We start from the raw sequence: 23303 nt of genomic DNA on the forward strand, positions 1-23303 counted from the left end.
AGTGTGTGCGCCGTGAAAATCCTGTTCGCGGTGGCCCCCGGCCACGGGTTGATGCTGCCGGTGGTCCCGTTGGTCTGGGCGGCGCGGGCGGCCGGGCACGAGGTGCTGGTCGCCACCTCCTCGGAGATGGTGGAGGTCGGCGCACACAGCGGCCTGCCGATGTACGACGTGCAGCCCGACCGGGACGTGTGGGACGAGCTGATGCGGGCGATCACCGGCGATCTCCAGCTGAAGGACGCCGACGCGTCCGAGGAGATGCGGCTGGCCGTCAAGGACCGCAACCCGTTCGGCCTGTTCCTGCTGACCATGACCGAGGGCACCGTCGCCGCCGCCCGCGCCTTCGGCGCCGACCTGGTGGTCTACACCTCGGACCACGTGCTCGGCGCGCTGACGGCGATCGCGCTGGGCGTGCCGGGCCTGGAGGTGGGCAACCGGGTCACCTGGTCCATGCGGGACGTGGCGTTCCAGCACGACCACGACCCGTTGGGCGGGAACGAGCTGGTCGCCCGGATGCGGGCCAAGCTGGGCCTGCCCGAAGGACCGCCCGAGCTGATCGCCCGGATCGACCCGCGAGCGCCCAGCATGGGCGGCATCCACGGCGACGAGCCGGACCCGAGGGACGGCGTGCCGTGGTGGCCGATGCGCTTCGTGCCGTACAACGGCGGCGCCGCCGTGCCGGATTGGGCGCTGCGCCGGCCGGAGCGGCCGAGGGTGTGCGTGACTCTGGGCACCGTGGTCCCCACGATGATGGGCACCGGCTCGCTGGAGGTGATGCTGGCCGCGCTCGGCGAGCTGGACGTCGAGGTGGTGCTGGCCGCGCGGCCGGCCGACCTGGCCTCACTCGGCGCGCCCATTCCGGACAACGTGCGGTCGGTGGGCTTCCTGGCGCTGTCCGCGTTCCTGCCCAGCTGCTCGCTGATCGTGCACCACGGAGGCTCCGGAACCACCGCCGCGCCGCTGGGCTACGGCGTGCCCCAGCTGGTCCTGCCCGGCTTCGCCGACAACTCGATGGCGGCGGAGCGGGTGGCCGACCGGGGTGTGGGGCTGTCCGCCGATCCGGCGACCGCTACCGTGTCCTCCGTCCGCGAGCTGGTGGACCGGTTGCTCACCGAGCCGGCGTTCGCGGCGGCGGCGCGGGAGGTCAGCGCCGAGATGGCGGCACAGCCGAGCCCGGCGTCCGTCGTGGAACGGGTGGCGGCGGCCATGGCCACCGGGACGCTGGGAGGACGCACGCGTGGTGGTTGAGCAGTGGTTACACGCCATCCCGCCGCTGGCGATCGTCGCGGTGGTCGGCGTCGTGATCGGGCTGGAGAGCCTGGGCATCCCGTTGCCGGGGGAGATCGTGCTGGTCAGCGCCGCACTCCTGGCGGCGCAGCACGTGGTGCCGCCGCTCTGGGTTGCGGTCGCGGCGAGCACCGGTGCCATCGTCGGGGACACCATCGGCTACACCATCGGGCGCCGGGGCGGCCGGCCGCTGCTGGAACGCCTGGGCCGACGGTTCCCCAAGCACCTCGGGCCGGCGCACCTGGCGGCCGCCGAGCGGTCGTTCCAGCGGTGGGGCGTGTGGGCGGTGTTCTTCGGCCGGTTCATCGCGCTGCTGCGCATCCTGGCCGGGCCGCTGGCCGGGGCGCTGCGCATGCGCTACGGCCGGTTCCTGGTGGCCAACGCCACCGGCGGCATCGTGTGGGCCGGCGGCACCACGGCGGTGATCTACTACCTGGGGATCGTGGCCGAGCAGTGGCTGAAGCGGTTCTCCTGGGTGGGCCTGGTCGCGGCGGTGGTGTGCGGGCTGGTCTCGGTCAGCTACGTGAAGCGCCGGGCCAGCCGGCGGGCGTCAGCCCTTGACCGCCCCGCCGAGGGTGAAGGCCCCGCTCAGCCGGCGGGAGAGCACGAGGTAGAGCAGCACCGCGGGTAGCGCGTACAGCAGCGAGAACGCCGCCAGCTGCCCGTAGGCCACCTGCGCGTACTGGGTGAAGAACGTGTAGATGGTGACCGAGGCCGGGAAGTGGTCGTTCGAGAGCAGCAGCACGAACGGCACGAAGAAGTTCCCCCACAGCCCGATGAACGTGTACAGCGCGACCACGGCCAAGCCGGGCCACATCAGCGGCAGTACCACCCGGTACAACGCCTGCATGCGGGACGAGCCGTCCGTCCACGCCGCTTCCTCCAGCTCGAGGGGCACCGCGTCCATGAAGTTCTTGGCCAGCCAGATGGCGATGGGCAGCGCCGTGGTGGCCATGAACAGGATCGTGCCGAGCAGCGTGTCGATCAGGTTGACCTGCACGAACAGGCCGTACACCGGCACCATGATGGCGGTGATCGGCAGCCCGGTCATGAACAGCACGGTGAGCAGGAAGGGTCGCTTGAGCCGCGAGCGGTAGCGGGACAGCGGATAGGCGGCCAGGACCGAGCAGACCAGGGTGATCACCGTGGCGGCGCCGCACAGCAGCAGCCCGTTCAGCATCGGGCGGTAGGTGATTTCCGGGGTCAGGATGGCCCGGAAATTGTCCAGCGACCACGGCTCGGGCCAGGCGATGGCCGTCCCGGCGGTCCGGTTGAACGCCGACACCAGCAACCAGGCCAGCGGCAGCAGGTAGCCGGCCGCGATCAGCACCAGCGAGGCGTTCACCGCGCCCCGGGGCCGCCTCATGCCGGACCGTCCTCGACCCGCAGGGTGCGCAGGTAGATCACCGAGAACACCCCGCCGACCAGCAACAACAACAGTGCCAGCGCGGTGCCGTAGCCGAGCTGGGAGAACTGGAACGCCTGCTGATAGGCGAACACCGGCATGGTGGCGCTGCGGTTGCTCGGCCCGCCCTTGGTCATCGTCCAGATCAGGCCGAACACGGACAGCGTCTGCAGCGTGATCAACATCAGGTTGGTGGCGATGGACCGGCGCACCATGGGCAGCGTGACGAAGACCAGCTTCCGCCAGCGGCCCGCCCCGTCCATCACGGCGGCTTCCTCGATCTCCCGGGGAACCTCGGACAGCGCGGCCGAGTAGACCAGCATGGAGAACGCGGTGCCACGCCAGATGTTGGCGATCGAGACGGCCAGGATGGGCGTGGTGAACAGCAGGCTCTGCTCGGGCAGGCCCAGCGCGCCGAGCAGCTGGTTGAGCGTGCCGTCGGCGCCGAAGAAGGCCAGCCAGACGTACCCGGCGACCACCTCCGGCAGCACCCAGGCGCCGATCACCACCGCGCTCACCAGCGCCCGCGCGACCCGGTTCCCGTCCCGCATGAGCAGCGCCAGCGCCATGCCGAGCACGTTCTGCCCGATGATCGCGGAGACCACGGTGAAGAACACCGTGTAGAGCACCGAGTTGCCGAAGTCCACGCTGGTGAAGGCCCGGGTGAAGTTGTCCAGCCCGACGAACCCGACGCCGGAGGCGCCGGTCAGCGCCATGTCGGTGAACGCCGAGTAGACGCAGTACAGGATCGGGCCGACCAGGAACGCGGCGATCAGCAGCAGCGCCGGCAGCAGGGGCAGCCCGCGCAGCAGGCTTGCCGCGGGCGAGCGGGGCCGCGCCGTCCCGGCACCCGCTCGGACCGCGAGAGTGGTCACGACCCGGATGCGGTCCGCACCGCGTCGCCGGCGATCACCTTCACCTGGTTGTCGTAGTTGCGCGCGGCGGTGGCCACGTCGGCGGTCCCGGTGACGATCGCCTCGGTAGCCACCTGGATCTCGTTGGAGATGCGGGGATACAGCGGGTAGGCCGGTCGGTAGTGGGTGATCGGCACCAGCGAGGCGAAGAACCCGTTGGTCGGGTTGGCGCTCGTGTAGGCCGGATCCGCCGCCACGTCGGTGCGCACCGGAATCTGCACATTGATGATGCACCAGTCCAGATGATGCCGCTGCTCGCTGAGCAGTTTCACGAGCTCCCACGCCTTGTCCGGGTTGCCGGCGTTGCGCGGGATCGCCCAGGTCCACCCGCCGGACATGCTGACCCGCCCGGGCGCCTGCCCATGCTGCGTGGGCATCGCGGCGGTGCCCAGGACCCTCGACCAATCGGGCCAGGGCGCCGCGCCACTGGGCAGCCAGTTGAGGGACACCCAGGATCCGTCCAGGCTGATCGCCACCTCGCCCTTGGGCATCAGCCGTTGGGCGACCTGGTAGCGCCAGTTGGGCTCCAACACCTGCTGTGGGGTGGGGCCGAGGCCCTCCCCGTAAACCGTCTTGAGGAACTGGAGCGACTCCGTGAAGCCCCGGCTACCCACCAGCCACTTCTTGCTGGCCTGGTCGTAGAGGGTGTCGCCGGTGCCGGCGAGCAGCATCTGGAAGCCCTCGATGGAGGAGGACTCGCCGACCTTGCCGGCGTAGACGTTCAGTGGGATCACCCCGGGCACCTTGGCCTTGATCGTCCGGGCGGCGGCCAACACGTCGTCCCAGCTCTTGGGCTGCCAGTCGGTGGGCAGCCCGGCGCGCGCGAAGATCTCCTTGTTGAACCACAGCCCCCGGGTGTCCGTGCCGTCCGGCACGCCGTAGGTCCTGCCGTCCGACGCCTTGCCGGCCCCCTTCGCGGTCTCCGCGAACCTGGCCCAGTCCGGCCAGGCCGCCAGCCGGTCGTCCAGCGGCGACAGGTAGCCGGCCTCGATGTCCGAGTTGATCTGGAAGGTGTCCTCGTAGACCAGGTCGGGGGAGGTGCGCGGGGAGCGCATCTGCAGCTGCAGCCGGGTCAGGTAGTCGGCATCCGAGGCGGTGATCGGCTGCAGATCCACGGTGACCCCGGGGTTGGCCCGCTCGAACTCGGTCTTCCGGGCGAGGAGGAACTGCCGGTACACCGGGTTGCCGCCGAACTCCTTGTACACCACGACGACCTTGTTCGGGTCGCGCTCCGGTGAACCGCCACAGGCGGCCAGCACGGCGGCCAACAGGCCGGCGAGCAGGACCGCGAGGGCGCGCCGAGAGGTGCTCATCTCGCCTCCGTCCGGGAGAACCGCAGGGTGAGGATCTGGAACGGCCGCAGCGACAGCGCCACGCCGTCCTCGGCCAGCGACAGCGCCGGGGCGTCCGGCAGCGGGCGTTCCAGCAGGTCGGTGACCACCACGCCGTCGGTGGCGAAGCCGGGCCGGAGCCGGGCCTCGGCGCGGTTGCCCAGCGCTTCGTACAGGCGCACCACCACGTCGCCGGAGCCGTCATCGGCCAGCTTCACCGCCGACACCGGTACGCCGTCGTGGTCCACCCGGACCAGGGGCCGGACGGCCGCGTCGCCGGGCAGCCGCCGCTCCAGCAGGTTGAGCCGGTAGCCCTCGCGGGTCGCCTCGTCCAGCGTTGCCCCGGGTACCAGGGAGAACGACATCTCGTGGCGGCCCTGGTCGGTCTCCGGATCGGGAAACCGGGGCGCGCGCAGCAGCGACAGCCGAACGGTCGTGGTGGTGCCGCCGTCCGGGTGCACCGAGCGGGTGACGTCGTGTCCGTAGGTGGCGTCGTTGACCACCGCGATGCCGTAGTTCGGCTCGGAGACGTGTAGGAACCGGTGCGCACAGATCTCGAACTTGGCCGCTTCCCAGCTGGTGTTGGTGTCGGTGGCCCGGTACACGTACCCGAACTGGGTCTCCGCCGCCGACCGTTCGGCCCGCAGGTCCAGCGGGAACGCCACCTTGAGGAAGGTCTCCGACTCGTGCCAGTCCACCTCGGTGCGGATGTCCACCCGGGCCACGCCGGGGGGCAACGAGATGACCTGGGTGACGCTGGAGGCACCGAACCGGCGGACCACCCGGACCGCGGCTTCTTCCTCGGACAGCTTCTCCAGGCCGGTGAGGTCGGTGACCGTGCGCCGGTAGGTGTGGTCCACGTCCCAGGCGTCCCAGTCGGCCGGCAGGTCCGGGTGCAGCTGGAGCAGGTTGCCGGCCGAGCCGGGGGCCAGTGCCTCGCGGTTGGCCCGCAGGTCGCGGACGGAGGTGAGCAGGCCGCGCGAGTCCACCACGGCCCGCACCAGGCCGTTGTCCAGCACGTACCCGCCGTCGCCCGGGTTGCACGCGGCCGGTGCCGGCGCGGGGCCCGCCGGCCGGGCACCGTGGGCGGGGATGCCGTCGCGGTGGTGCGGCGCGGCGTTGAACACCACCTCACCGCCGGTCGGATCGCCGGCCAGCGCCCGCTGCGCGGCGGTCACGATGGCGTCGAGCTCGTCGAACAGCCGCAGGTAGGTGGCCCGGCTCTCCCGGTGCACCCAGGCGATGGAGGACCCGGGCAGGATGTCGTGGAACTGGTGCAGGAGCACCGTCTTCCAGATCCGGTCCAGCTCGCGGTAGGGGTAGGGGTGGCCGGTGCGCACCGCCGCCGTGGCCGCCCAGAGCTCGGCCTCGTAGAGCAGGTGCTCGCACCGCCGGTTGCCGTGCTTGTTCTTGGCCTGGCTGGTGTAGGTGCCCCGGTGCAGCTCCAGGTACAGCTCACCCACCCAGACCGGCGCCTCCGGGTAGTCCTGGTGCGCCTTCTCGAAGAACTCGGCCGGTGACTCGATCTCCACCCGGGGCGAGCTCTCGAGGTCGCCCAGCCGGGCGGCACGGGCCAGCATCTCGCGGGTCGGCCCGCCGCCGCCGTCGCCGAAGCCGAACGGCACCAGCGATCGGTTGGCCAGCCCCTTGTCGGCGAAGTTGCGCACCGCGTGCGCCAGCTCGGCGCCGGACAGCTCGGAGTTGTAGGTGTCCACCGGCGGGAAGTGGGTGAACACCCGCGTGCCGTCCAGGCCCTCCCACCAGAAGGTGTGGTGCGGGAACTTGTTGAACTGGCTCCAGGAGATCTTCTGGGTGAGGAACCAGCGGGTGCCGGACAGCCGGACCAGCTGCGGCAGCGCGGCGGTGTAGCCGAACGAGTCGGGCAGCCACACCTCGTCGGTCTCCACACCCAGCTGGTCGATGAAGTACCGCTTGCCGTGCACCAGCTGACGGGCCAGCGCCTCGCCGCCCGGCATGTTGGTGTCCGACTCGACCCACATGCCGCCGACCGGCAGGAACTGCCCGGCCTCGACCTTCTCCCGCATGCGCGCCCACACATCGGGGCGGTGCTTCTCCATCCACGCCCACTGCTGCGCCGAGGACATGGCGAACTTGAACCCGGGATGGGTGTCCATCAGCGCGGTCACGTTGGCGGCGGTGCGGGCCACCTTGCGGACCGTTTCACGCAGCGGCCACAGCCAGGCCGAGTCGATGTGCGCGTGCCCGATGGCGGTGACCCGGTGGGCGCTGGCGTTCGCCGGCGCGGCCAGCTGGGGCGCGAGGACCGCACGGGCGGCCTCGGCGGTGCCGGAGATGTCCTGGCGGTCCAGGGTGTCGTCCAGCGCGCGCTGCAGGGCGCGCAGCAGGTTCCACCGGCGCGGGTTGCCCAGGTCCAGCTCGTGCATGAGCTGCCACAGCACCTCGACGTCCTGCACCAGCTCCCACACCGGGCGGTCGAACACGGCTAGCGCGATGGTGCGCACCCGGTACAGCGGGGTGTCGTCGGCGGTGCGCACGTCGCCCAGCCGGGTTCCCACGCCCTCGATCACCGGGTTGGCCGCCGCCTCGACGTACAGGTCGACCGGCTCGCCGCCACCGGCCGGGTCCGCGACGGGCACCCAGATGTTGCGCGGGTTCAGGCCCTTGACCGCGGTGCCGTCCGACCGGTGCACCAGACCCTCGGCGGAGAAGCCGGCGCGGTCCGGGGCGAACCCGAGGTCGACGATCGCCTCCACCACCTGCCCCGCCCACCCCTCGGGGACGGTGCCGGTGATGTGGAACCAACTCGTGCCCCACGCCGGGCCCCACCGTTCGTCCCCCGACGACGGGCGGTAGTTGGCGTGCAGCGCGTCGGCGACCCCGGGCGGCTCCCCGGCGGGGTGCCAGACCTCCACCTCCAGCGGAGCGGTCTCCCGATATACCGCAGGGTGGAGCCGCTCGCGCAGGATCCGCGCGATCCGCCGCTCGACCAGCACACGATCGTCGTGCAATGCGGTCTCCTCGTTGAGGCCTGGTGCGGCCGACCGTATATTCAACGTTTTAATGCGTCAATACTTCGAGCTGAGGGGCGGAAGGGAGCGCGCGAGGTGGACCGGCCGATCTCGCCACCGGCGGGCGTGAGCTTGTTCGAATGGGTCAAGCGGGAGCTTCGTGGCGCCATCACCAGGGGTGACTTCTCCCCGGACCAGCCGTTCGTCACCCAGCGGGAGATCGTCGAACGGTACGGGGTCTCCACTACCACGGCGGTGCGTGCACTGAACGAGCTGGTGGCCGACGGGCTGGTGGTGCGGAGGCGGGGCAAGGGCACCTTCGTTGCGGAGCGCTCCGCGCCGGCCGCCACCGACGCCCGGCTGCTCACCTTCATCAACCCGGGTCCCTGCGGCTGGCACGAGACCGAGATGCTGGGCGGCCTGGTGACGGCCAGCGGCGCGCTGGGCTACCGGCTGGCCATCGAGCGGAGCGAGACCGTGGCCCACGAGGAGGAGCTGCTGCGCCGGGCGGCGGACGGCGGCTCGGCGGGCGTGGTGCTCTACCCCAGGGACGGGTCGGTGGCCGCCGACGGGGTGGAGCGGCTGCGCCGGGCCGGGGTGGCCGTGGTGCTGGTGGACCGGTACCTGCCCGGCCTGCCGACCGACGCGGTGATCTTCGACGACTTCCTGGTCGGCTACGACGTGACCTCGGCGATGCTGGACCGCGGCCACCGGGCGCCCGGCGTGCTGTGGAGCGAGACGGAGGTGACCAGTGTCCGGGACCGGCAGGCCGGCCACTACCGGGCGCTGCGCGAGCGCGGCCTGCCCGAGCTGCCGGAGCGCACCGCGCTGCGGGTGTACGACCAGCTGGAGCCGGCGGCCCGCCGCGCGCGGTTGCGCGCTATGCTCGACTCCGCCGAACCCCTGACCGCGCTGATCTGCGGCAACGCCCCAACCCTCGAGCTGGTGGTGTCGGACCTGCTGGAGATGGAAGCGGGCTTTCCCGGGACGTTGGAGCTGGCCGCGATGGACCAGTCGACACCGCACGGGGTCTCCCCGTTGGCGGTGGCCTCGGCGCGGTTGCCGACGCGCGAGCTGGGCGAGCGGGCGGCGCGGCTGATCCACCGGCGGATCAGCGGTGACACCGGCCCGATCCGGCACGAGGTCCTGCGGGCGACGGTGCAGGTGGCGGAGCGGGGGCCGAACACCCTCGGCGTGATCGGCGCCGCGGTCCGGGCCTGATACGCCGGCCGGCGGACTGTTCGGGTTCAGCGGCCGTAGAGGGTGTGCCAGACCATGGTGGCCAGGCTGTCCGCGAGGCGGTCGCGCTCGGCCGCGTCGCCGTTCGCTACCAGCTGGGACATGCCGCGTTCGGCCATCCAGGTGATCCAGGCGGCCGTCTGGGCCGGGTGCACCTCGGCCCGCACGAACCCGGCGCGTTGCCCCTCCGCGATGTGCCGGCCGATGGTCTGGTGCACCTCGGCGAACCCCTGGTGGAAGCGGGCGCGAATGGCCGGGTCCGAGTAGGAGATCTCCACCAGCGCGTTGAGCAGCGGAATGTGCGGCCGGTAGATGTCGAAGTTGCGCCGCAGGTCGGCGCTCAGCTCGGCCAGCGTGGGCGCCGACCCCCGGTCGAACGGGTGGGTGGCGGCCACCCGGACGTCCTCGAGCACCGGGTCGATCAGCGCCAGCAGCAGCTCGTTCTTGTCCTTGAAGTAGCGGTAGAAGGTGGACTTGGCCAGCGAGGCGCCGTGCAGGATCCGGTCCAACTTCAGGTTCAGGTAGCTGCCGTCCTCGCCGAGGCCCTGCTCCACCACCGGCAGCACCCGCTCCACGATCTCCCGTTTGCGCGCGGCGAACCGCCGGGCCTCGATGTCCTCCGGGCTCAGTGGCACTTGACCCTCCTTGGTACTCACAATACCGTTGGTCGCACTTTGAGTCTCGCTTGTGGGACTTCAGGTCCCAGAGAGGTCGGGTCCCCGAATGGCGTTGGCCGTCCACGAGCCGGAGACGGACCTGATCGGCGTCACGCCGGGCGGCGGCCCGTGGGAGCCGGCCACCGTGCACACCCACTACTTCGGCTTCCAGGTGCCCGAGGCGGGCATCGGCGCGTTCACCTACCTTCGCTACCAGCCGTTCTTCCCGCTGACCCAGGGCAGCGTGATCATCTTCCAGGGCCTGGACAACTCGGCCCACCTGGACGTGGAGTTCCTGGACTGGCAGATGGCCATGCCGTACCCGGAGGTCAGCGGGCAGACGATCACCGCCGCCAACGGGTTCCGCATCGAGTTCCTCGAGCTGGGGCACAAGGCGCGCACCACCTACCGGTCCGACGACGGCGACACCTCGTTCGACCTGCTGCACACGGCGGTGACCCCGCTGGTCGCCCGGGGCGCGGTCATCCCCGGGGAGAACCTGCACGCCGGTGACCAGCCCGGGGGCAGCGAGCAGTTCATGCACTGCGTCGGCGAGCTGACGCTGCGCGGGCGGCGCTACGACGTGGACTGCCACATGCCGCGCGACCGCTCCTGGCGGCAGAGCCGCACCGAGCAACGCGGCGGCCGGCACAGCCCGCCGATCGCCTGGACACCGGTGTACTTCCCGGGCCGGCGGTTGGCGTTCAACCAGGTCGGCTTCGAGGCTCCGGACAGCTCGCCGGTGTGGCAGCCCGAGCTGTCCCCGCCGGCCGGCGCGCCCGGCCACCACTTCGCCTGGGTCTGCGTGGACGGCGAGCTGCGCGAGCTGACCCGGGTGTGGCGGCGGGTGGACGAGCTGCACCCGGTGGTGCCCGCGCCCGTGCGGCAGACCATCGAGGCCACCGACGAGACCGGCGTGGCCTACCGGTTCACCGGCGAGGCGCTGGGCCTGGCCGCCATCCCGTCCTGGCCGAACGCCGGCACCTGGGACAGCGTGGTCCGGTGGACCGACGCCGACGGCGCCGTCGGTTATGGCCCCTGCCAGGGCATCTGGTACGACGAGTTCGCCCGGCTGATGAAGCAGCGGCGCAATGGCCGGTGAGTCGTGGGACATCCTGCACCGGCCGGGGGCACCCGACCAGCACTGGTCCACGGACAACGTGGGGGAGGCCGCGCCGGGCGTGCTGAGCCCGCTGAGCTGGAGCATGTGGGGCGCCACCGGGGACCGGATGCCCCGCGAGGTGGCCTTCCTGATGGGCATGTTCTCCGCCCGTGACCGGCGGGACTTCCCGCTGATCGTGCGCCCGTTCCACGGCCGGATCGCCATCCGCATGGAGTACCTGGCGTCCATCGGCGACCGGATGCCCGGCACCAGCGGGCCGGACGTGGTGGCGAACATGTTCGGCCGGGTGCCGGAGACCATGGCATTCGCGCCGACCAGGCGCCGCTATCCGGTGATCGCCTACAAGCTGCCCCGGTCCGTACTGATCGCGCCCGGCCGGGTGCGCCGGCGCGCGCCGGAGATCGACGCCTGGTGGCGGGCCAGCATCGCGCGGCTGCCCTCGCTGGACGCGGGCGCCTGCGTCGAGTTGCTCCGCGACGCGGTCCGCCGGTTCGACGACTCGCTGACCTGGCACTCGCTCGCGCTGCTCGCGGCCGTCCAGCCCACGCTGGTCGCGCTGACCAAGCTGGTCGAGCGGGCCGGGGTTGGCGACGTCGGCGCGCTCAGCGGCACCGGCGGGGCCGAGATGGCCATCGTGACCGACCTCTGGCAGGCGTCGCGGGGAGCCGGGACGGTGGACCAGGTGGTGGCCAACCACGGCTTCCACGGCCCGCTGGAGGGCGAGGCGTCCAGCCACGTCTGGCGGGAGGACCCGGCCCCGGTGACCCGGATGATCGCCGAGTACGCCGAGCGCCCCGACTCGGACAGCCCGGTGCTGCGCGAGCAGCGCGCCCGCGAGCGGCTGCCCGACCTGCGGCGCCAGGTGCTGGCCGCGCTCCCGCCGGCCCAGCGGCCGGCCGCCCGACTGTTGCTGCGGTACGCGGAACGCACCATCCCGCTGCGCGGCGTCGGCAAGCGGTCGTTCCTGCAGTCGCTGGACGTGGCCAGGGGAGCCGTGCGGCGGTTGGGCGAGCACCTCGCCGCCGACGGCCGGTTGGACGCCCCGGACGACGCCTTCCAGCTCACCGTCGCCGAGCTGGCCGACGGGCCGCCCGGCGACGCGCGCGAGCTGGTGACCAGGCGGCGGGACCGGGGCCGGGAGTACGCGGCGCTGCGGCTGCCGGGCAACTGGCAGGGCGTCCCGGCCACCACCCCGGCCGGCGGCGCGGGCGGGTCGGACGATGCGGACGAGGAGACGGTGCACGGCATCGGGGTGAGCGCCGGAGTGGCCGAAGGCCTGGTCCGGGTGGTGCACGACCCGTCGTTCACCGACGTCGAGCCGGGCGAGGTGCTTGTCACGCCGACCACCGACCCGAGCTGGGCGGCGATCATGTTCCTGTCCGGCGCGCTGGTGGTGGACATCGGCGGCCAGCTCAGCCACGCCGCCGTGGTTGCCCGCGAGCTGGGCATTCCCTGCGTGGTGAACACCCGCACCGGCAGTCACCGGCTGCGCACCGGCGACCGGGTCCGGGTGGACGGCACCGCCGGCACGGTCGAGCTGCTGAAACGTGCGCCGAGCGAAGGGACCGCGCCATGACCGCACTCGACCCGGCGGTGCTGGAGGAGCCGTGGGAGTTCTTCCGAGGGCTGCGCGACCACGCCCCGGCGTTCGAGGTCCCGGGCATGAACGCGTACCTGGTGACCCGGTACGAGGACGTGAGCCGGATCGTGCTCGACCCCCAGACCTTCTCCAGCGAGCTGGAGTTCGGCACCGGGCTGTCCTTCCTGCCCGCCACGCCGGAGAAGGAGGCCGCGCTGGCCGAGGGCGGTTACCGCTGGGTGCCGACGCTCGGGTTCACCGACCCGCCGGTGCACCGGCGGGTACGAACGGCGGTGCAGAAGGGCTTCTCCGTGCGCCGGGTGCGCCAGCTGGAGGGCGTGGTGCAGCGGCTGTGCGACGAGATCATGGACGGGCTGGACCCCACCGGCGTGATCGACTACGCCCAACAGGTGGCGTTGCAGCTGCCGGTCATGGTGATCGGCGAGTCGCTCGGCGTGGCCCGGGAGGACCGGGCGCGGTTCAACGGGTGGTCCGACGCGGTGCTCGCGCGGCTGGGCGAGCAGGTCACCGAGGAACAGGACCTGGAGCTGATCGGCCAGTACGTGGACGCCGAGCGGTACTTCGAGGCGCAGATCGCCCAGCGGCGGGAACGGCGCACCGACGACCTGCTCTCCGACCTGGTACAGGCGCAGCGGGACGCCGAGGACCCCATCGCCGACGAGGAGCTGATGTCCATCGTGAGCTTCCTGCCGGTGGCCGGTTCCCGCACCAGCGCCGGGCTGATCGGCACGACCATGCACCACCTGCTGGCCCACCCGGAGGACCTGGCCGGGGCGCGCGCCGACGATGCCTTCCTGGATGCGGTGATCGAGGAGACGCTGCGCATGCAGAGCCCGATCCAGGCCTGGTTCCGGCGTACCACCCGGGAGGTGGAGCTGGGCGGCGTGACCATCCCGGCGAACACCCGGCTGCTGGTGGCGTTCGCCTCCGCGAACCGGGACGAGCGCCGGTTCGGCTGCCCCGGCGATTTCCGGGCCGGGCGGGAGAACATCAAGGAGCATCTGGCGTTCGGCCGGGGACCGCACCTCTGCCCCGGCGCCACCCTGGCCAGGGCGGAGACGCGCATCGCCACGCGGACCTTCCTGCGCCGCTTCCCCGAGGTCCGACCGGCGCCGGGGGAGCGCCCCCGGTTCCACCCGAACCTGGTGCACCGCATGCTGGACACCCTGCCGGTGGTGGTCACGCCTCGTTGAGGAACCCCTCCCGTGCGTCCGGCACCCAGGCTGAGTTACCGGTGCGCCACAACCGGAACGGCCCAAGCCGGGTCGTCCACCGCGAAACGGTTCGCCAAGGGTTCGCCAAGTGGAGGCCGGGATGGACGGGCGCGGCGTCGTGCGATGGGTGTTGTGCGGGTGCGTTGTGGCGATGTTCCAGGCCGGCTGCACGCCGGCCGAGGACTCGGTCCAGGTGGTGCGGGGCCTGGAAGCGGGGGTGCAGGTCAGCACCTACGTCGACCGGCTCGGCGGGCCGCTGGCCAAGCGTCCCGTGCCGGGCGGCGAGTTCGTCGAATGGGTCTGGCGACGCCCGGAGTTCGTGGTGCAGGCCGTGGTTGACCACGCCGGCCAGGTGGACATTTACACCGTGACCAGCACGGACCCCACGTTCGACGCGCCGATCCCGTACACCGACGGTCTCCGGCTGGGCCGGTCCAACTTCGCCGACCTGCGGTTCGACCTGGTCTCCGGGGTGTACACGGGCTATCCGGCCAGCGCCAAGTACGAGTACTCGGAGGAGGTCGGACCGGCGGGCGCCACCCACGGGCGGACCCTCATCCTGACCAAGAGCTGGGACGGCACCGGCACGCCCCGCCCCGCCGACGACGCGATCGATCTGCTCGCCCGCAACGACCTGAGCTGCGGGCGCCCGGACGACACGGCCGGCCGGCCCTGTGAAGCCGTCCCGGAGCGGGACAGGCTGCGCGCCGGCCTGCGGATCAGCGGCTTCACCCTGACCGCCCGTGACTTCGACCCAAGCCCGGTCCCGGTGAACCGGTCGCCGTGGTTGCAGGACTCCGCCTGCGACATCCCCGGCGAATGCCGATGACCCGCGCGCGGTGGTTTCTGATCACCGTGGGCCTGCTGGTGGCCGCCGGATGCAACTCGCCCGCCGGCGGCCCGATCCCCGAGCAACCGGCGGACTGGGCGCTCGCCGAGTTCGACCCGTGCGCCCCGCTCCATGGCGAGCCGGGTTCGGTCCGGCTGAGCCGCCCACATACCTGCGAGCTGGAGCGCCCCGCCGGCCGGCTCACCGTGCGGGTGGCCGCGCCGTTCGGCACCGCCACCCGGCTGGCCTCGGCTCCGGTCGCGGTCGCGGGGCTGGTCGGCTACCAGCGCCGCTTCGGTGGCCGGCCGAGCTGCCGGGTCGACCTGCCGATCTCCGCCACCAGGGCGATCGAGATGGCCGCGCCGGATCCGACCGGAGGATGCGCCGAGGCTCGCGCGCTGGCCGAGCGTGCGGCCCGCATGATGCGGCGGCCGGCCACCGCGAGCCGACGCGGCCCGGCGGACGGGCTGGCCCGGCGCACCGCGTGCGACCTGTTGCGAACGGTGCCGGGTGTCGAGGTCTGGGAGCCCACCGGCGGGCGGGAGGACGAGCCGGCGGGCGCCGACTCGTGCGCCGGGAAGCTCGCCGACCAGCTCGGCTACCTCAGCCTGGAGACCAGCTACGCCCCGGCGCCGGACACCGCGGAACGGCTGGGCGAGGGCGACCCGTCCTGCACGGTGGCGGACGGCGGGGTCGTGCTCACCATCGGCAACGGCGGCTGCGAGGAGGCCCGCCGGGCCATGGACCACGTCCGCCGGGCGCTGTTCCAACCGGCCCCGCCGGCGCCCCCCGCGCCGCCCCGGCTCGGCATCACACTCGGCGATCCGGACGACGTGCGCCCGCTCGCCTGCGGCGTCCAACCCACCGACCTCGCTCGCTGCCGCGCGCCCCGGCCGGTGGCCGCTCCGGTTGGCCGGGAGGCTCTGCTCGCCACGGCGGCCCATCCGTCGCCCGAGGCGGCCGACCAGGTCTGCGCGATGTTGCGCGACGCCCCCTCGGACCTGTTCGGCTCGCCCCCGACCTTTGCCGCCGCGCCGTCCGGGGCGTGCCTGGTGGCTACCGACGCGGGCCTGCGCTACTCGCTGCGGTTCGAGTCCGTGGGCGATGCGCGGTGCCAGCCCGGGTCGGAGGGCGTCCAGGTCGCCGGCCGCCCGGGGTGCCGGGCCGTCGGGGCGATCGAGACCCTCCGGCTAACCGCCCACGAGCCGGTGAGCCTGGTCGTCGAGGCGGGGATCCAGCTCCGGGGGGAGCCGGACGCGCCGCCGGACCGCGCCCGGCTGGCCGGCCTGGTCGACCGCATCACGGCCCACGTGGTCAGGGTTCACCTTCGCGCTTGACCTAGAGCGCACTCTAAATTCTAGCTTCGAGGTATGACAACGATTCTGATCACCGGGGCCAACAAGGGCCTCGGCTTCGAGGCCGCCCGCCAGCTCGTCGCCGTGGGCCACCAGGTCTACCTCGGCAGCCGGGACGCCGAGCGAGGGGAGCGGGCCGCCGCGCTGGTGGGCGCGCGGGCGGTTCAGCTGGACGTCACCGACGACGCATCGGTGGCCGCCGCGGCCAAGCTGGTGGAGGCCGGGGGAGGACTGGACGTCCTGGTCAACAACGCCGGCATCGCACCGGAGTGGACCGACGACAACACGGTCATCGGCGCGGCGGACCTGACCGCCGAGCTGATGCGCAGCACCCTCGACACCAATGTGATCGGCATGGTGCGGGTACTGCACGCGTTCCTGCCGTTGCTGCGGCGGTCCGCCGCGCCGGTCGTGGTGAACGTGAGCAGCGGATTGGCCTCGGTGAGCCGCGTGGCCACCCCGGGCGTCCGGGCCTACAACTACGAGGGTGTCGCGTATCCGGCGTCCAAGGCGGCGGTCAACATGCTCACCGTGCAGTACGCCAAGGCGTTCCCGGACATTCGGGTCAACGCGGTGGAGCCCGGGTTCACCGGCACCGACCTGAACCGGGGGTCAGGCGCACAAACCGTCCAACAGGGCGCCGAGATCATCGTCCGGATGGCGCAGATCGGCCCCGACGGCCCGACCGGCACCTGCTTCGACGCCCGGGGCACGCTCGCCTGGTAACCGGCTGATTTCGCCAAACCGCTCACGCGAACCGACCCGGCCGGCAACGATGGGGTTCCGCGGCGGGCCGGCCGGCCATCCGCGTGGCCGCGAGACCAGGGAGAGCAATCAGTCGTGAGCGACGACTACATGATCGGGCCGGGCCAGCACGAGGTGGTTGCGCACCAGAACCTGAACGCCAACCTTCCCGCCGCCGCGCAGGTGCGAGCGTTACTGGCCATCGCCTCGGCGATCAACCGTGTCGCGGAGCAGCTCGAAGAACTCGTCGACCACGACTCACCCTCGGCGATCAATGCGTTGGTGCCGGGACAGGGCACCAAGTAGGTCCACTACCGGGCTACTTGACATAATGTAGATTATCGGGCCGAACGTCAATCCCGCGAGTCGGCGGTTCTGGCACATCGTTGGTTGTGCTCAGACTGTCGACTCGCGGGTGGGGTCGGGCGGTCAGGCGCCTGGGTGTACGTAGTCGGCCAGGTGTTGGGCGGTCAGGGTTTCGCGCGCCGTGACCAATGCGGCGGGTGTGCCCTGGAAGATGATCTGACCGCCGTCGTGGCCGGCGCCCGGTCCCAGGTCGATAATCCAGTCGGCGTGCGCCATCACCGCCTGGTGGTGCTCCACGACGATCACCGACTTGCCGGCGTCCACCAGGCGGTCCAGCAGACCGAGCAGTTGTTCGACATCGGCCAGGTGTAGACCGGTGGTCGGTTCGTCCAGGACATATATGCCACCCTTTTCCGCCATGTGGGTGGCCAGCTTGAGCCGTTGCCGCTCGCCGCCGGACAGCGTGGTCAGCGGCTGACCGATGGTCAGATAGCCCAGCCCGACCGAGACCAGGCGCTCCAGGACGGCGTGGGCGGCCGGTGTGCGGGTCTCCCCCGCGCCGAAGAACGCCTCGGCCTCGGTCACCGACATGGCCAGCACCTCGCTGATGTCCCGGCCGCCGAACTTGTACTCCAGCACCGAGGCCTCGAACCGCCGCCCCTCGCACTCCTCGCAAGTGGTGGCGACGCCGGCCATCATGGCCAGGTCGGTGTAGATCACGCCGGCGCCGTTGCAGGTCGGGCAGGCACCCTCGGAGTTGGCGCTGAACAGCGCCGGCTTCACTCCGTTGGCCTTGGCGAACGCCTTGCGGATCGGTTCCAGCAGGCCGGTGTAGGTCGCCGGATTGCTCCTCCGCGAGCCTCGGATCGGGGTCTGGTCGATGGACACCACGCCCGCACCGCCCGGGATGGACCCGTGCACCAGCGAGCTCTTGCCCGACCCGGCCACCCCGGTGACCACGACCAGCACGCCGAGCGGGATGTCCACGTCCACGTCGCGCAGGTTGTGCGCCGTCGCGCCCCGGATCTCCAGCGCACCGGTCGCGGTGCGCACCTTCTCCTTCAAGCTGGCCCGGTCGTCGAAGTGCCGGCCGGTGACGGTGCCGCTGGCCCGCAGCGCATCCACGGTTCCCTCGAAGCAGACCGTGCCGCCCGCCACGCCCGCGCCCGGGCCGAGGTCGACGACGTGGTCAGCGATGGCGATCGTCTCCGGCTCGTGCTCCACGACCAGCACGGTGTTGCCCTTGTCCCGCAGGCGCAGCAGCAGGTTGTTCATCCGCTGGATGTCGTGCGGGTGCAGGCCGGTGGTGGGCTCGTCGAAGACGTAGGTGGCGTCGGTCAGCGAGGAACCGAGATGTCGGACCATCTTGGTGCGCTGCGCCTCGCCGCCGGACAGCGTGCCGGCCGGCCGGTCCAGCGAGAGGTAGCCGAGCCCGATCTCCACGAACGAGTCGAGGGTGTGCCCGAGCTTGGCCAGCAGCGGCGCGACGGAGGGTTCGGTCAGGTCGCGGAGCCACTCGGCCAGGTCGCTGATCTGCATCGCGCACGCGTCGGCGATGCTCAGTCCGTTGATCTTGGAGGACCGGGCCAGCTCGGACAGCCGGGTACCGCCGCAGTCGGGACAGGCGGTGAACGTGGCGACCCGCTCCACGAAGGCGCGGATGTGCGGCTGCATCGCCTCGATGTCCTTGGACAGGTACGACTTCTGGATCTGCGGCACCAGCCCGAGGTAGGTCAGGTTGACCCCGTCCACCTTGATCTTGGTGGCCTCCTTGTGCAGGAGGTCGTGCAGTTCCGTCTCGCTGAACTCGCGGACCGGCTTGTCCGGGTCGAACCAGCCGCAGCCCCGGTAGATTCGGCCGTACCAGCCCTCCATGCTGTAGCCGGGGATGGTGATCGCTCCCCCGTTGATCGACTTGTTCTCGTCGTAGATCTGGGTCAGGTCGAGGTCGTTGACCGAGCCCCGGCCCTCGCACCGCACGCACATGCCACCGGTGACGCTGAAGCTGCGCCGCTCCTTGACGGTCTTCCCGCCCTTCTCGAACTTGACCGCCCCGGCGCCGCTGATGGAGGCGACGTTGAAGGAGTAGGCCTGGGGCGAGCCGATGTGGGGCTGCCCCAGGCGGCTGAACAGGATCCGCAGCATCGCGTTGGCGTCGGTCGCGGTGCCGACCGTGGACCGGGGGTCGGCGCCCATCCGCTGCTGGTCCACGGTGATCGCGGTGGTCAGGCCCTCGAGCACATCGACGTCGGGCCGGGCCAGGTTCGGCATGAAACCCTGGATGAACGCGCTGTAGGTCTCATTGATCAGCCGCTGCGACTCGGCGGCGATCGTGCCGAACACCAGCGAGCTCTTGCCCGAGCCGGACACCCCGGTGAACACCGTCAGCCGTCGCTTCGGGAGCTCGACGCTGACATCCTTCAGGTTGTTCTCCCGTGCGCCGTGCACCCGGATCAGGTCGTGCGTGTCGGCGATGTGGGGCGCCGGCGACCGGGTGTCCGTGCTCGTGGCGATGCTCAAGAGTTCTCCATCCAGGAACGGGTCAGGCAGGGTTCAGCGCAGGTGCTCGATGCGGATGTGGTTGCCGAAGGGGTCGCGGAAGGCGCAGTCGCGGGCGCCGTACGGCTGCTCGGTCGGCTCCTGGACGACCTCGGCGCCGGCGGCCTGCAGCCGGTCGAAGACGCTGTCGAGGTCCTTGGTGGCCAGGCTGATGCTGCCGAAGGTGCCCTTGGCCATCATCTCGGAGATGGTCTTCCGCTCGTCGTCGGTGAGCCCCGGAGTCGCCTCCGGCGGGAACAGCACGATGGCGGTGTCCTGGCCGGCCGGGCCGACCGTGATCCAGTGCATGCCGTTGTAACCGACGTTGTTGCGCACCTCGAAGCCGAGAATGTCCCGGTAGAAGTTGAGGGCGGAGTCCGGGTCGGTGTGCGGCAGGAAGCTCGCGTGAATCGTGATATCCATGGCGGTCACGCTATCGACGGCCCGGTGACGGGTGCTTCTCGATTCCTGATCGGTCTGGTGACCTGTTTCGCCACGCACGCCGGCATCCCGGCCGTGGCGCGAGCCTGCTGCTCCCGGTAGACGCTGGGCGGCACGCCGACCAGCTCGGTGAACCGGGTGCTGAAGGTGCCCAGGGAGGAACAACCGACGGCGAAGCACACCTCGGTGACGCTGAGGCCGCCCCGGCGCAGCAATGCCATGGCCCGTTCGATGCGCCGGGTCATCAGGTAGCTGTAGGGGGACTCGCCGTAGGCCAGCCGGAACTGCCGGCTGAGGTGCCCGGCCGACATGTGCGCGCCCCGGGCCAGCGCCTCCACGTCGAGCGGCTGGGCGTACTCGCGGTCGATCCGGTCGCGGACGCGGCGCAGCCGCGCGAGGTCACGCAGGTGCTGCTCCCGATCCGATCCGTTGGCCACCCGGGAAATCGTGCCATGCGGCGATACTGATGTCGCGCACCAGCCACTCCCCTTCCTCGGCATCTCCCTCACGCGAAACGGCCGGCTCCCCCGGTTGTGCGGGGGAACCGGCCGTTGGCCGTGCCTGGTCGATCAGGTGTGGACGATGTCCGTGTCGTGGCTGTCGTAGTCGCGCACCTCGTTGTGCGAGCCGACGTCGTCGTGGCTGTCGCTGCGCGAGTTGTCCTCGTAGTTCGAGTAGTCGCTGTTGTCGGTGTGGCTCTGGTCCACGCCCTGGTCGGCGTAGCCGTGGTCGCCGGCAACGTTCACCGCGGTGTCCCCGTCGCCGGAGTTGTGCACCGAGGTGTTGGTGTCGTTGTCGCTGTTGTAGCCGTGCGAGTCGCCACCGACCGACATCGAGCCGCCGTCGCCGAAGCTGGCGTGGCCGATGTTGGAGCTGGTCGCGTCGCCGGAGCCGAACGAGCTGGTGTTGTCGTCGCCGGTGACGGCCTGGTTGTTGTCGCCGACCACGTTGCCGTTGCCGGTGGTCACCGTGCTGTCCCGGATGTCGCCGCCGGCGGCCACCGCACCGTCGCCCGAGGCCACCACCGGGTCGTTGTCGATGACCTGGTTGAAGTCGCCACCGTCGGTGTCGATGTTCTGGTGGATCGAGTTGTCGATGTTGGTGCTGTGGTCCTCGATGGTGGTGTAGTTGTTGTTGACGTAGCTCTTCAGGTACGTCGCACCATCGTGGTCGTCGCCGTCGTGGTCGTAGTGCCTCGGCGCCGGGTAGTGCCCGTGGTCGTTATCCGCGATCAGGCACAGGGCGTCGTACACGTCGGCGCCGCTGAGGTTGTGGAACCCGTGGTCGGCGGCGTAGCCGTTCGGGTCGTCCAGGAACGCGTCACGGGCGTCCGGGTCGTCCAGCAGGTCGCGGATCCATTCGAGGAGGCTCTGGGCCATCTCAGTCAACTCCTAAGTCTTGGTTGGGGAGCGATGTACGTCCTTGACGTTGATGCAAAGACTATGGCAGGCATCGGGACAGGTAATCGGGGAACCCACCTGGTTCCCCTAATGGCCGATCCAGGAGCCGGGCGCTGCTCCGATTAGGGGCATAGGGGACTCGCGAAAGGGCCGCAAGGCGCCGGAAAGGCAGCTTGCGGCCCTGTGGGTCGGGGTGGGTGGCTCAGCCGAGCACCTCGGCCAGCGGCGTGAACGGCAGCTCGTGTGCGGTGGCCACGGCCTCGGTGATGAGCTGGCCCCGGTGGGTGCTCAGGCCCTCGGCCAGCGCGGCGTCGGCCCGCAGCGCCTCCCGCCAGCCCTGCTGGGCGAGCTTGCGCACGTAGGGCAGCGTGGCGTTGGTCAGCGCGTGGGTGGAGGTGTGCGGCACGGCGCCGGGCATGTTGGCCACGCAGTAGAACACCGTGTCGTGCACCGGGTAGGTCGGGTTGGCGTGCGTGGTCGGGCGGGAGTCGGCGAAGCAACCGCCCTGGTCGATCGCGATGTCCACCAGCACGGCGCCCTTCTTCATCCGGGCGACCAGTTCGTTGGACACCAGCCGGGGAGCCCGGGCGCCGGGCACCAGGACCGCGCCGATGACCAGGTCGGCCTGGAGTACCTCCTGCTCGAGCGCGTACGCGGTGGAGTACACGGTGCGGATCCGGCCGTGGTACTGGGCGTCGATGTCGCGCAGCTTGTCCAGATCCAGGTCCAGCACGGTCACCTGGGCACCCATGCCGACCGCGATGGCGGCCGCGTTCTGCCCGGACACGCCACCGCCAATGATCACCACGCGAGCCCCGGGAGCGCCGGGGACGCCGCCGGGCAACATGCCGCGCCCGCCGGCGGAGCGCATCAGGTGATACGCGCCGACCTGCGGGGCCAGCCGGCCGGCGACCTCGCTCATCGGGGCGAGCAGCGGCAGCCGGCCGTCGGCGGTGCGCACGGTCTCGTAGGCGATGGACGTGGTGCCGGCGGACAGCAGCGCGTCGGTGCACGGCCGGGACGCGGCCAGGTGCAGGTAGGTGAACAGGGTCAGGTCCGACCGGAGGTGGTGGTACTCGGACTCGATCGGCTCCTTGACCTTGAGCAGCAGCTCCGCGCTGGCCCACACCGAGGCGGCGTCGCCGAGGATCTGCGCACCCGCGGCCTTGTACTCCTCGTCGAGGATCGCGGAACCCGCGCCGGCATCCTGCTCGACGATCACCTCATGCCCGCGGCTGACCAACTCGTGCACCCCGGCGGGGGTGAGGGCAACCCGGAACTCGTTGTCCTTGACCTCGCGGGGAACGGCGATCCTCATGACATCTCCTTGTCGCAAGCCGGATGCGACTATGATGAAGATATAGCGGGATTCTGCCAATGAATCTGCAGATAATTCTGTGAGGTAGGGCGATGAGTGCAGATAGCGCGCGAAAGGGTCCTCACGTGGGGTCCCGGCCGCAGGATCCGCGGCCCGTCACACTGGACCCGGTCGACCGGGAGCTGCTGCACCACCTGGAGCGTGACGCCCGGATCACCAACAACGCACTGGCCGAGCTGGTCGGCATCGCCCCGTCCACCTGCCTCGGGCGAGTACGCGCGTTGCGCGCGCGCGGGGTGATCCGGGGGTACCACGCCGACATCGACCCGGCGTCCACCGGTCATCCGCTGCAGGCGATGATCTCGGTCCGCCTGCACAGCGACGCGCGCAACCATCTCAACCAGTTCGTGAGCCGGGTCTCCGGGCGGCCCGAGGTGCGGGACATCTACTTCCTGGCCGGCGTGGACGACTACCTGCTGCACGTCGCCACGGCGGGCACGGCCGCGCTGCGCGACCTGGTGCTCAACCTGAACGGCGACTCGGACGTCGCGGGCACCCAGACCAGCCTCATATTCGACCACGTCCGGGTACCGCTGACGTACTGAATAAAATCACC

At 71.2% G+C, this 23303-nt stretch carries 21 protein-coding genes; 11 read left to right on the forward strand and 10 right to left on the reverse strand.

The features are described from left to right. Positions 1 to 12 precede the first annotated feature (12 nt). On the forward strand, positions 13 to 1245 hold the full coding sequence (locus ABEB12_RS11135) for a nucleotide disphospho-sugar-binding domain-containing protein (protein WP_185061990.1): 1233 nt from the start codon (positions 13 to 15) through the stop codon (positions 1243 to 1245). Next, on the forward strand, positions 1235 to 1915 hold the full coding sequence (locus ABEB12_RS11140; RefSeq protein ID WP_185061989.1) for a VTT domain-containing protein: 681 nt from the start codon (positions 1235 to 1237) through the stop codon (positions 1913 to 1915). Before ABEB12_RS11135 ends, ABEB12_RS11140 begins: the two co-directional genes overlap by 11 nt. Here ABEB12_RS11140 and ABEB12_RS11145 read toward each other — a convergent pair. Genes ABEB12_RS11145 through ABEB12_RS11160 form a run of 4 tightly spaced genes read right to left on the reverse strand, consistent with a single transcriptional unit; the run spans position 1835 to position 7924 of the window. Beyond that, a complete protein-coding gene (locus ABEB12_RS11145) occupies positions 1835 to 2650 on the reverse strand; it encodes an ABC transporter permease subunit (RefSeq protein ID WP_185061988.1) in 816 nt (271 codons plus the stop codon). The two genes, ABEB12_RS11140 and ABEB12_RS11145, sit on opposite strands and share 81 nt — an antisense overlap. Beyond that, a complete protein-coding gene (locus ABEB12_RS11150; RefSeq protein WP_345702743.1) occupies positions 2647 to 3564 on the reverse strand; it encodes a carbohydrate ABC transporter permease in 918 nt (305 codons plus the stop codon). Before ABEB12_RS11150 ends, ABEB12_RS11145 begins: the two co-directional genes overlap by 4 nt. Further along, complete coding sequence (locus ABEB12_RS11155) at positions 3561 to 4916, reverse strand: extracellular solute-binding protein (protein ID WP_185061987.1); 1356 nt, start codon at positions 4914 to 4916, stop codon at positions 3561 to 3563. The genes ABEB12_RS11150 and ABEB12_RS11155 overlap by 4 nt, the downstream gene beginning before the upstream one ends. Further along, positions 4913 to 7924, reverse strand: coding sequence for a glycoside hydrolase family 38 N-terminal domain-containing protein (locus ABEB12_RS11160; protein ID WP_185061986.1), 3012 nt, complete (start codon positions 7922 to 7924; stop codon positions 4913 to 4915). Before ABEB12_RS11160 ends, ABEB12_RS11155 begins: the two co-directional genes overlap by 4 nt. 96 nt (positions 7925 to 8020) lie before the next feature. Between ABEB12_RS11160 and ABEB12_RS11165 the strand changes: the two genes are divergently transcribed. Beyond that, positions 8021 to 9145, forward strand: a complete 1125-nt coding sequence (locus ABEB12_RS11165) for a GntR family transcriptional regulator (RefSeq protein WP_185061985.1) — start codon at positions 8021 to 8023, stop codon at positions 9143 to 9145. 26 nt (positions 9146 to 9171) lie between these two features. On the opposite strand, the gene ABEB12_RS11170 is transcribed toward ABEB12_RS11165, so the two are convergent. Beyond that, positions 9172 to 9798, reverse strand: a complete 627-nt coding sequence (locus tag ABEB12_RS11170) for a TetR family transcriptional regulator C-terminal domain-containing protein (RefSeq protein WP_185061984.1) — start codon at positions 9796 to 9798, stop codon at positions 9172 to 9174. Between the two features lie 88 nt (positions 9799 to 9886). Here ABEB12_RS11170 and ABEB12_RS11175 point away from each other — a divergent pair, with 88 nt between their 5' ends. The 7 genes from ABEB12_RS11175 (at position 9887) to ABEB12_RS11205 (ending at position 16990) form a co-directional block, all read left to right on the forward strand. Further along, positions 9887 to 10921 carry a tyrosine protein kinase gene (locus tag ABEB12_RS11175; protein ID WP_185061983.1) on the forward strand — a complete coding sequence of 345 codons (1035 nt, stop codon included), beginning with the start codon at positions 9887 to 9889 and terminating at the stop codon, positions 10919 to 10921. Then, the gene (locus tag ABEB12_RS11180) at positions 10911 to 12518 is read left to right on the forward strand and encodes a PEP-utilizing enzyme (protein ID WP_185061982.1); all 1608 of its coding nucleotides are present in this window, start codon (positions 10911 to 10913) and stop codon (positions 12516 to 12518) included. Before ABEB12_RS11175 ends, ABEB12_RS11180 begins: the two co-directional genes overlap by 11 nt. Then, complete coding sequence (locus ABEB12_RS11185) at positions 12515 to 13735, forward strand: cytochrome P450 (RefSeq protein WP_185061981.1); 1221 nt, start codon at positions 12515 to 12517, stop codon at positions 13733 to 13735. The genes ABEB12_RS11180 and ABEB12_RS11185 overlap by 4 nt, the downstream gene beginning before the upstream one ends. Before the next feature lie 172 nt (positions 13736 to 13907). Further along, positions 13908 to 14585, forward strand: a complete 678-nt coding sequence (locus ABEB12_RS11190) for an ETEC_3214 domain-containing protein (protein WP_345702780.1) — start codon at positions 13908 to 13910, stop codon at positions 14583 to 14585. After that, positions 14582 to 15922, forward strand: coding sequence for a hypothetical protein (locus ABEB12_RS11195; RefSeq protein ID WP_185061979.1), 1341 nt, complete (start codon positions 14582 to 14584; stop codon positions 15920 to 15922). The genes ABEB12_RS11190 and ABEB12_RS11195 overlap by 4 nt, the downstream gene beginning before the upstream one ends. A 33-nt stretch (positions 15923 to 15955) precedes the next feature. Continuing rightward, on the forward strand, positions 15956 to 16666 hold the full coding sequence (locus ABEB12_RS11200) for an SDR family NAD(P)-dependent oxidoreductase (protein ID WP_185061977.1): 711 nt from the start codon (positions 15956 to 15958) through the stop codon (positions 16664 to 16666). A 114-nt stretch (positions 16667 to 16780) separates the two neighbouring features. Next, a complete protein-coding gene (locus tag ABEB12_RS11205; RefSeq protein WP_185061975.1) occupies positions 16781 to 16990 on the forward strand; it encodes a hypothetical protein in 210 nt (69 codons plus the stop codon). Positions 16991 to 17113: 123 nt separating this feature from the next. Here ABEB12_RS11205 and ABEB12_RS11210 read toward each other — a convergent pair whose 3' ends face one another. The 5 genes from ABEB12_RS11210 to ald form a co-directional block, all read right to left on the reverse strand. After that, complete coding sequence (locus ABEB12_RS11210; RefSeq protein WP_185061974.1) at positions 17114 to 19510, reverse strand: ATP-binding cassette domain-containing protein; 2397 nt, start codon at positions 19508 to 19510, stop codon at positions 17114 to 17116. Positions 19511 to 19543: 33 nt separating this feature from the next. Continuing rightward, positions 19544 to 19951 (reverse strand): VOC family protein, encoded by a 408-nt coding sequence (locus ABEB12_RS11215; RefSeq protein WP_185061972.1) that lies wholly within the window; start codon positions 19949 to 19951, stop codon positions 19544 to 19546. A gap of 5 nt (positions 19952 to 19956) precedes the next feature. Beyond that, on the reverse strand, positions 19957 to 20406 hold the full coding sequence (locus tag ABEB12_RS11220) for a helix-turn-helix domain-containing protein (protein ID WP_185061970.1): 450 nt from the start codon (positions 20404 to 20406) through the stop codon (positions 19957 to 19959). Positions 20407 to 20538: 132 nt separating this feature from the next. Then, the gene (locus ABEB12_RS11225) at positions 20539 to 21348 is read right to left on the reverse strand and encodes a hypothetical protein (RefSeq protein WP_185061969.1); all 810 of its coding nucleotides are present in this window, start codon (positions 21346 to 21348) and stop codon (positions 20539 to 20541) included. 223 nt (positions 21349 to 21571) lie between these two features. Continuing rightward, positions 21572 to 22687, reverse strand: a complete 1116-nt coding sequence (gene ald, locus ABEB12_RS11230) for an alanine dehydrogenase (RefSeq protein ID WP_185061967.1) — start codon at positions 22685 to 22687, stop codon at positions 21572 to 21574. 125 nt (positions 22688 to 22812) lie between these two features. Here ald and ABEB12_RS11235 point away from each other — a divergent pair, with 125 nt between their 5' ends. Continuing rightward, the gene (locus ABEB12_RS11235) at positions 22813 to 23292 is read left to right on the forward strand and encodes an Lrp/AsnC family transcriptional regulator (RefSeq protein ID WP_345702744.1); all 480 of its coding nucleotides are present in this window, start codon (positions 22813 to 22815) and stop codon (positions 23290 to 23292) included. Positions 23293 to 23303: the final 11 nt, after the last annotated feature.

It is taken from the genome of Actinospineispora eucalypti, from assembly GCF_039543365.1.
GTDB classification, from domain to species: domain Bacteria; phylum Actinomycetota; class Actinomycetes; order Mycobacteriales; family Pseudonocardiaceae; genus Pseudonocardia; species Pseudonocardia eucalypti.

What these genes read in the sequence shown, in the direction of transcription:
- ABEB12_RS11145 (WP_185061988.1), bottom strand. Translation starts at nt 2,650, where the DNA reads ATGAGGCGGCCCCGGGGCGCGGTGAACGCCTCGCTGGTGCTGATCGCG.
- ABEB12_RS11155 (WP_185061987.1), bottom strand. Translation starts at nt 4,916, where the DNA reads ATGAGCACCTCTCGGCGCGCCCTCGCGGTCCTGCTCGCCGGCCTGTTG.
- ABEB12_RS11175 (WP_185061983.1), top strand. Translation starts at nt 9,887, where the DNA reads ATGGCGTTGGCCGTCCACGAGCCGGAGACGGACCTGATCGGCGTCACG.
- ABEB12_RS11180 (WP_185061982.1), top strand. Translation starts at nt 10,911, where the DNA reads ATGGCCGGTGAGTCGTGGGACATCCTGCACCGGCCGGGGGCACCCGAC.
- ABEB12_RS11185 (WP_185061981.1), top strand. Translation starts at nt 12,515, where the DNA reads ATGACCGCACTCGACCCGGCGGTGCTGGAGGAGCCGTGGGAGTTCTTC.
- ABEB12_RS11190 (WP_345702780.1), top strand. Translation starts at nt 13,908, where the DNA reads ATGTTCCAGGCCGGCTGCACGCCGGCCGAGGACTCGGTCCAGGTGGTG.
- ABEB12_RS11195 (WP_185061979.1), top strand. Translation starts at nt 14,582, where the DNA reads ATGACCCGCGCGCGGTGGTTTCTGATCACCGTGGGCCTGCTGGTGGCC.
- ABEB12_RS11200 (WP_185061977.1), top strand. Translation starts at nt 15,956, where the DNA reads ATGACAACGATTCTGATCACCGGGGCCAACAAGGGCCTCGGCTTCGAG.
- ABEB12_RS11215 (WP_185061972.1), bottom strand. Translation starts at nt 19,951, where the DNA reads ATGGATATCACGATTCACGCGAGCTTCCTGCCGCACACCGACCCGGAC.
- ABEB12_RS11225 (WP_185061969.1), bottom strand. Translation starts at nt 21,348, where the DNA reads ATGGCCCAGAGCCTCCTCGAATGGATCCGCGACCTGCTGGACGACCCG.
- ald (WP_185061967.1), bottom strand. Translation starts at nt 22,687, where the DNA reads ATGAGGATCGCCGTTCCCCGCGAGGTCAAGGACAACGAGTTCCGGGTT.